This window comes from Vibrio sp. 378 (genome assembly GCF_033339435.1).
This window is the reverse complement of record NZ_JAWOUO010001294.1, coordinates 1-502: the sequence shown is the minus strand read 5'-3', so window position 1 is coordinate 502 and position 502 is coordinate 1. Positions and strand designations below refer to the sequence as shown.

The 502-nt window shown below is 51.0% G+C and carries 1 pseudogene; it reads right to left on the bottom strand.

Annotated elements, in window-relative coordinates:
- Window positions 1–502: pseudogene (locus tag R7Q48_RS31645) on the bottom strand (cysteine/glutathione ABC transporter ATP-binding protein/permease CydC); the annotation flags it as partial.

Genomic DNA, 502 nt, shown 5'->3' with positions numbered 1-502 from the left:
TGCCCAGTTTGTAAAAAAGCACTGGCCACACCAACAGCATGATCGTAAGAATTGAGCCTAAAAGTAGCGCAAGATGCCAGTCAAAGAACGCTAAGACTGCGGTTAAACTCAGAATGCCAAAGATGCCAATAATAACGGGGCTGACAAGTCGCAGATAAACGTGATCCATTGCGTCCACATCGGCTACCAGACGGTTCAGCAGATCAGCATCGCGCATTGTTGACACTCGGCCTGGGATCAGCGGAGCAAGTTTCTTGAAGAAGAAGATACGCAGGTCTGTCAGTAATTTAAATGTCGCATTGTGGCTTACAACACGCTCCCCCCAACGGCCAGCAGTTCGTGCCATTGCGGTACCGCGCACGCCAGCACCTGGCAGCATGTAGTTGAAGGTTTCACGCGCAACGGTTAAACCAGCCACTGCTGCTGCGGAGATAAACCAACCAGACAGAGTGAGCAAGCCAACAGATGCAGCAAGTGTTAGGAACGCCAATAGCATACCCAG